The organism is Mesorhizobium sp. ESP7-2, from assembly GCF_020164715.1.
Lineage (GTDB): Bacteria > Pseudomonadota > Alphaproteobacteria > Rhizobiales > Rhizobiaceae > Mesorhizobium.
Genome location: NZ_JAIUGQ010000086.1, coordinates 1 through 7,320, shown reverse-complemented (window position 1 = coordinate 7,320; position 7,320 = coordinate 1). Strand labels below are relative to the sequence as shown.

Genomic DNA, 7,320 nt, shown 5'->3' with positions numbered 1-7,320 from the left:
TACCCGCTCAAGGCCTATGACATGCACGCCATCTCAGAAGGAGGCGGCCCTCCCGCGCAGCGGGTTCGTGCATTGGGCGCATTACTGACCGGCAGATTGGGGGCCGATGCCTGCCTGTCTGCTTTTAGGCGCGAACGCGGCTGAAGCGGACGTCCCCACCGACGGTCCCCTGTCAAACTCCGACCCAACCCCGGTGATGCTGGCTGCCTGCGCATCTCCCAGAACTCGACGTTCAGCACCGACGGCGCATTACCACTGCGCCTGAGGACGGGTTCTACATCGGTGACCAAAGTGCATTTTGCGGTGGTTAATCTCGAAAACCACTGTTTCTGGTGATCGCGACTTAGTGTAGCCTTGTGCGTCAAGTGCAACCTGGGGGGCCAAGGTGAGCCGGCGTTTCGAGCGCGACAAATTAGCTGTTGCCGCCGGGGCATCCCCTAGCGGAGGGCCGCTGGCTCGAACCGCGTGGGCCGATCGCACGCCGCTTCGGCACCGGGGGGTCGTTGGCTGGAGCGTCAGCGTCGTCTGGGCATTCGCGGGTTTTACGATGCTGTTGCCGGCCTGCGCATCTGCGCAAGCCCGGCCACCTTTCTGTGATCAGATTCCCGATTCCATGCTCACCGGCCTCCAGGCACCCTACGAGGTGCGCGCTGACAATGCGGGAAAGCCCTACTGCGAGGGCCTGCTGGTCAAGCCGATCGCCTTGGTCGCGCCGAGGATTGTCTCGGTGAAACAGGCGCAGCCCGGCCCCAATCTGTTTCCCCGCAAAGCCACAGCGACCCTTAGTTGGTGCGACAACTCCGGAATGGCGGTACATCTGAGCTTGCGCTCCACCGTCGTGCCCTTCTTTGGGCTCGACGCCATAGAGCAAGACCCATTCACTTGGTCGACCGACGTTATCGCAATTTGGCAACCGGATTGGAGTCGACTCTCAGCGCTGGCCACACGAACCGAGACACAACAAGGGCAAACCTACACAGTCTCGATACCGCTGAGAGTGGGCCCGGGCTACGCCAACTCCTATGCGTTCTTAATCCACTCGCAGCTCCCGACCTCGTTCAACAAGGCCCTTATTGAGCCCGTCTCCCCCGCAGGGCCCCCAAAGCTCGTGGATATTGTGATGTCGGGGGGGCCGTCCCAAGACACGTCTGCGGTGTCTCTGACCTTCGCCGGATACGACGCAGGCATCTATCGCGTCACGTTCGAACAGACCGCGGCCGGCGCGGGCCTTACCACACAGCCTATTCTTCTGCTGCACCAAGACTGCGGGACCCATGGATAGTTCGCCGCCCGGCAAGACGTCGCGAGACCGCTCGCGCGCCGCGCTCGACGCGTTGTGCCGGACCAGAGCCGACCTGATTGGAAACCTGCGGCAACAAGTTACGAGCGGCGAGGCGCCATCGCCAACGAGCCTCGCACGGCTCGCCCGCCTCGACGAGGTCTCCAATGCGCTAAAGTCGCTAGAGCCCAATCGAAAACGTGGCACGGACCTCGTCGCCCTTGGCGTGGCCACGCTGGTGCTCCTAACGCTATGCCTCATTCGACTGCCGCACGCCCCCCTCGATGTCACGCTGCGCGCCACGTCCCTCAAGTTCGATCTTCTGCCAACCACGACCGTGACGCTCCTCCCGGGAGAGGCGGGGCAGATACTCTCGCTCGAACAGGCCATCGTATCGGGCGTTGAAGACGCCTCTCCGAGCGACGCCGCGCCTGGCGGACGGCTCGAACTCAACGCGGAGACGGTGGATGGCGACAAGACGGCCCCCGTTAAGCTCGACCCGTCCGTCCGCCTTTATGCGATCCAGCTGTCACCCGGCGCGAAGTTCTCCGTCGATACGAGGATTGCCTACTCCGGAGACACGCGAGGCCTCGATATCGCCGCCCAAGGCTCCTCTTCAATCGAGGCGGACTTCGGGCGGCTGATTCGCGTGGGCGCACCCGGTCAGCCACTGACCGTGAGCAACAGTGCCATTCAGCAGGTCTCCGTCCGCGGGAAAATGCTGCGGTTTGCGCTCTACCCCGCCGAAAAGCAGCAAGACCTTGCCGTCTTTCGCAACACGGCGATCTCCAGCGTCGCTTTTGAGGAGGCCGGCGATCCCACCATCCTGAGCGGCGCGGTTGACGTTGGCGACGGCGGGCAGAATTTCCAGCTGCGCCCCAGCGACCTACTGACCGTGCGTAGTGCCAAGCCGATGATCGTGCGCGCGCTGAGCCTCCAAGACGGCCAGTTGAACGTTATTATGTCGGCGCCAGAAGCGACCGTCCTCCGCCTCGGTCGCGACTCCCCCAAAGACCTTCGCCCGAGCTTGCTGCAATGGCTCCTCTTTCATTGGCCCAACGAGCTCTACGCGGCCGTCTCCGCGGCGGTTGCCACATGGCTTGCCGTTCGACGGTGGTGGGAAACCTGACGATGTCGTTGCGACCCCTCGCGCTCATCCTCTGCGCCGGCTGGCTTGTTCTACAGCCCGCCGCCCCAAGCCTCGCACAGAAGCTCGCGTCTGAAGCGCGAGGCTCGGCGCTTTCGCAGATCGTCATGGTGACACCCGAAGGTGGCGGCTGTGGAGCGGGGATCATCGTCGGCTTCGACGAGAAGACTATCTACGTGGCCACCGCCGACCATGTGGTCATCGATCCCTCGACCGGCGCGCAGGTCAACATTTCAGCCAGGTTCCTCGGCGTTTCAGATCCGCGACCGGCGACGACCTTCAAGACCAGCGAGCCAAGAGGTTCCGGCGACCTCGCCGTCATCATGGTGCCCCGCGACGCCACCCTCGATAAATACCTCAATGGGCTGAACTTCTCGATGCTGGCGACCTCGGCCTCGCCCGCCGTGAACGGGGCGGTGAACAGCATCGGCTGCTGGGGCGGGTCGTCCTGGGCGTCTGGGTCCGGCGAAGTGCTATTCGCCGCCACGCAGGACAACCTCCGCGTCCATTCGACTGTCAATGAAGGCCAGTCTGGCGGAGGGCTCTTCAGCGCGGCGTGGGAGCTGATCGGCATGCCACTCGACGCGAGTGTCAACGAGATGGCCGCTCGGCCGATCGATTCGATCCTTCGCGATCTCCGCGCCTGGGGCGTTCCTGTGGCGCTCAAGCCTCGATCGGCGAAGGATCGAGTCATGGGCGCGGACGAACTGGCGCAACTAGTCCTGCGGCGAGAACGCTCCCAGATCCTCGCGACCCATTCCAATTCCTTGCGCGCCACAAATCCGATGCGCGCCCTCATCATCGGCGCGGAGGCGGTCAACCAAACCCGCGCGGATGGATTCGTCCTCGCGCCAGCGCGAGAAGCCTTGACGGGCGCTCAGCTGGGTATCGGTGGCTTCGGCTTCGCCGGTGGCGACGGGGCGCTTGAGCCCGTCGTGATAGATTCGAGCGAGAAGCTATTGGCGACGGCGTCCAACACCGGAGCCATTCGAATTTGGAAACTGGCCGGCGGGGCGCCGCCAGAATTGGTCAAGGTGCTGCAGAAACCCGATCGATCAGGTTTTACCGACCTGGCCTTCGACAAGAATTCGACGCAGATCATCGCCCTAACTCGGAACCCAAACACCTCCGCGGGGTCTGTCTGGTCCTGGCCACTGGACACGCCAGACCGCGAGCCACAGCCACAGGTCACCCTCCTGTCCGCGATTGCTGGGGCCGCCACCGCCATTGGCGTTTCCGCCTCGGGTGATACACTCGCGGTCGCGGACGCCCGCGGGACTGTAAGCCTCTTCGCCTTCGCCAACGGCCCGTTGAAGCCGGCCTTCCGCACGCTCCAGATTCCTCCAGGCCATCTCGTCGATCACCTCCGGTTTTCCCGGGACGGCGCCGTCCTCATGGCCAGCTCGACCAAGGCCTGGGCCCTCATCTGGAACTTGGCGTCGCCGGAGCCGACGCCCGTGGCCGCCTTCGACACCGGTCACACGCGCCCCGCTTACGGCCCGCCCCCCCTCGACTTGCTCGATCTCACCGATGATCACGCCTTGCTCCTGACCGGCAGCTCAATTTGGTGGCCGGACTCCTCCGTCGCCGACCCAATGCTAAGGGTCTGGACGCTGAATCACCTCGCGCCGAGCGGCGCGCCGCTGGCACTCGACCAGGCCGAGCCGTCAGATCCGAACCAGGCGCTACAGAACGCTTTCTTCCTCCCGAACCAACATGCCGCAGTGGTCGTCACGCTGAGCGGCCACATCAAGACGTGGTATTTCTCAAACCAGTCAACGGCCGCGCTGAGCCCGACCTTCCAAGTCAAGCTGCCGGGCATTGCGGACTCAAGCAGCCTGACGGCCGACCGGCAGTTCCTCGCAATCAGCCAAGGCGCGACGGTTTCCTTCGTCCGGGTCGCCGATCTCCAAGGATCGGCCACTCCCGCGTTTGCGACCTTCCGCGGCTTCGACGATCGAGCCGGAAACGTGCGCCTCAGCTTATCGGGCCGGTATTTGTTCGCCTCCGGAATCGGCCGTGACGATCGGCTCTGGGACCTCACCAAGATCGACCCCCTCGCACCGTCGGCGTCGATCGCAACAAGCCCCTACGCTGACGTGCAAGCCCTGAGGCTGTCCGACAGTGGCAGGCTTGTGGCCGTCGCTAGAGGCGAGTCACTCGAACTCTGGAGCATCGCCGACCCCGAGCGACCTGCCCGCCTATATACGCTCAAAGTCGATCGAAATATTCTCAAGACAGGCTCTGAGGGCGACTGTCCCGGATGCCACGTCATGATGTCGCCGGATGACAAGTGGCTCGTCGTCCAAGCCTCAGAAGGCAAGCAATGTCTGGCAATTGAAATTGCGCCGGCGAACGGGAATCGACGACAGTTCACTCTTCCAAGGCCTATTTTTTCCGTTTCCTTTAGCCCGGACGGACGATTGCTGGTCGTCGACGGCGAGAACGACACAAAAATCGCCTACGACCTCCACGGCTCGAAGCTATCGCCGATCGTGGTCAGCAAGGACAATTTAGGATCGCCCACCTTCTCCCCGGACGGGCGCTGGATCAGCTTCTATCGCGACGCCGAATCCAGCGCCTACGCCCACAGCAACGAGGTGGGTTTCATTGCACCGGTCGATGCGCTGGGCGACCCCTCGAAGCGAATCAAGTTTACGGGCTTCCGGGGCGGCGTCGGGGCCGTCGTTTTCTCACCCGATAGCCAGTGGGTCGCGATTGCGGGTGCCGCCAACAAGCTCGCCCACGAACAAGACGACCGCACGGTCCAGGTCTTCCGAGCCGACGGGGCGACTTGGCGCAAGGTCGCAGACCTGACTCCGCTCGAATATTCCGCGCTCCGGCTAGAGTTTAGCAAGGACGGCCGATGGCTGTTCACGGGCTCGGCTGATGTGACGCTCCTCGATCACAACGTGTCGTCCCGGATCTGGGATTTGCAAAGGCCCCTGACCCCCGACGTCGGTCAGACGCTAGATGGGCTCATCTGGAACGACAAACTCGCCGCCTTCAGTCCCGACTCCCAGTGGCTAGTGACAGTCTCGGGTGCCGAATCGTACGGCCGGCTGTGGAGCTTGAAGGACGGTAAGCTTCAGATGGCCACCAAGCTGACCGGCCCGAAGCCCAACCTAAACAACCATTGGAGGGTCGCCTTCAGCCCCGACGCAAAGGCGCTCGTGCTTTGGACCATTGATGATACGACGCCCTTCCTGTGGACGCTCACAGACGCGGCGCCCGCGGAACTGGGCACAGCGCTTCCAAACGGCGACCTATCGATTGAAGATGTTCGTTTTTCGCCAACCGGCCGCGCGCTTACCATCTTGAACTCGAACCTGTTCGGCACGCCGGATGCGGAATCCGCGCATGTGACTTTTGTGGACTTGAAGGTCTTTCCTGAGGAGGACGCTTACGCCGTGCTCCCGGCCAGTTCCGGCGGGTCGTCCTACAGCTACCGCGAGGACCTCGGTCTCGTAGTCTCCTTGGGCGACAAGGTCGTCGTCGCTCCCACGGATCTTAAGGCGCAGTTAGACCGCGCCAGCCTCGTCGCGGGCCGCAACCTTACCTGGGAGGAATGGGTCAAGTCACCGCTGCGAGGCGCCTACCATCCGACCTTCGCTGCGCTACCGGTCGGCTCCGATGTTCTCAAGGCGCTTTCTCCGGATGTCGGAAAGCTGATCGCCAGCGGCCATCCGACTGAGGCAACTCAGCTCGAACGCGATCTGGTCGGGTGGGCACTTTCGCTGGACGACGCCGAGGCCTGCAATGACCTAGCCTGGGACCTCGCCGCAGTGAAGGACATCGCCGACGCGACGATGCTCTCGAATTGCGCGCTGAGACAGGTGCCCAATGACCCCAACTACCGCGATACACATGGTCTCGTCCTCGCGCTTTCTGGCCAGCGCGAGGCCGCCATCGAGGAATTCAACTACTTCATCGCACAAACCCGAGGTGTCGAACGTTTTGCTCACGCGATTGCCATCCGCCAAGCCTGGATTGTGGCATTGCGATCTGGACAGGACCCCTTCGCGGACAACACACCCTAGCCCCCGGTAGAGGCAAACTGCCCCCGACCTGTACTCGGGCCTTCAGACGAACCAGCAACGCCAAGGCCGGTGAGGCGGGCTAGGGAGCGTGATCTCTTTGCAGGGCGCGGCCGACCCAAGCCGGCCTCTCCGACCCGATCAGACGAAACAGTTAGAAGACCAGGGAGATCCTGCGCGACTGGAGTGGTGCGGGTCGGCGGCCAAGTCCCGGCCGGACTGATCAACCGCAAGGCCCTGGCCGTCGAGTCGCGGTGATACGCGTCCGCTTTGTGGACATCGACCTCGTCGGCCGAGCGACTGGGATGAAGGCGCAAAGCCGCCGCTCGCTACGGCGCCGTTTGAGGCGCGCTCGCGAGCGGCCACGCGGCCCCTAATCTAAATGACCGCCCTTCGACTTACGAATGAGTGCTTCCGGCTCCATTCCGAGCGCGTCGGCGATGCGTCCGAGAACCGTGACACTGGCCGAAACATCAGCGCGTTCAATCGCTCCTATGTAGCGAGAGCTCAGACCCGAGCGCTCTGCTAGTTCCTCTTGGGTCAGATTCCGCCTGTTTCGGGCATGCCGCAAATTGATAGCTAAGATTTCCTTTAGATCCATCCCGAGAGATAACTCGCGAATGGAACGATCATTCCAGGAACGATAGTTCCTATTCGCAGTTTTGTATGCTATGAAGTGAACTCCCTTCGTCAGCAATGATGGTCATCTGAAATGAATGACGCCTCTGAGGTTCCAGTCGAAAGCGAGATCGTGTCCCATGAGGTGGTGTGGCTGGCGGCTACGAAGCCGCTCGCGAGCGCGCCGTTAGTAGCGCTGTAGCGAGTGAGCGGCGTGTCGGTGGTCATCGGCGTTTTCC

Annotated in this window: 4 protein-coding genes; 3 read left to right on the top strand and 1 reads right to left on the bottom strand. The window is 62.9% G+C overall.

Annotated features, from left to right (window positions below; all coding sequences use genetic code 11):
* The first annotated feature begins 385 nt into the window (after positions 1 to 385).
* From LB543_RS33540 to LB543_RS33530, 3 genes are read left to right on the top strand one after another with little or no spacing between them, the layout of a single operon-like run.
* Positions 386 to 1,282, top strand: a complete 897-nt coding sequence (locus LB543_RS33540) for a hypothetical protein (RefSeq protein WP_224617324.1) — start codon at positions 386 to 388, stop codon at positions 1,280 to 1,282.
* Positions 1,275 to 2,408: a hypothetical protein gene (locus tag LB543_RS33535; RefSeq protein WP_224617323.1), complete on the top strand. Its 1,134-nt coding sequence runs from the start codon at positions 1,275 to 1,277 to the stop codon at positions 2,406 to 2,408. The genes LB543_RS33540 and LB543_RS33535 overlap by 8 nt, the downstream gene beginning before the upstream one ends.
* 2 nt (positions 2,409 to 2,410) lie before the next feature.
* The gene (locus tag LB543_RS33530) at positions 2,411 to 6,466 is read left to right on the top strand and encodes a trypsin-like peptidase domain-containing protein (protein ID WP_224617322.1); all 4,056 of its coding nucleotides are present in this window, start codon (positions 2,411 to 2,413) and stop codon (positions 6,464 to 6,466) included.
* A gap of 370 nt (positions 6,467 to 6,836) precedes the next feature.
* Here LB543_RS33530 and LB543_RS33525 read toward each other — a convergent pair whose 3' ends face one another.
* Positions 6,837 to 7,064 (bottom strand): helix-turn-helix domain-containing protein, encoded by a 228-nt coding sequence (locus LB543_RS33525; RefSeq protein WP_224617321.1) that lies wholly within the window; start codon positions 7,062 to 7,064, stop codon positions 6,837 to 6,839.
* Positions 7,065 to 7,320 lie beyond the last annotated feature (256 nt).

Bases quoted from the DNA above. Each gene is read 5' to 3' on its own strand.
- LB543_RS33535 (WP_224617323.1), top strand. From the start codon at position 1,275: ATGGATAGTTCGCCGCCCGGCAAGACGTCGCGAGACCGCTCGCGCGCC.
- LB543_RS33530 (WP_224617322.1), top strand. From the start codon at position 2,411: ATGTCGTTGCGACCCCTCGCGCTCATCCTCTGCGCCGGCTGGCTTGTT.
- LB543_RS33525 (WP_224617321.1), bottom strand. From the start codon at position 7,064: ATGGATCTAAAGGAAATCTTAGCTATCAATTTGCGGCATGCCCGAAAC.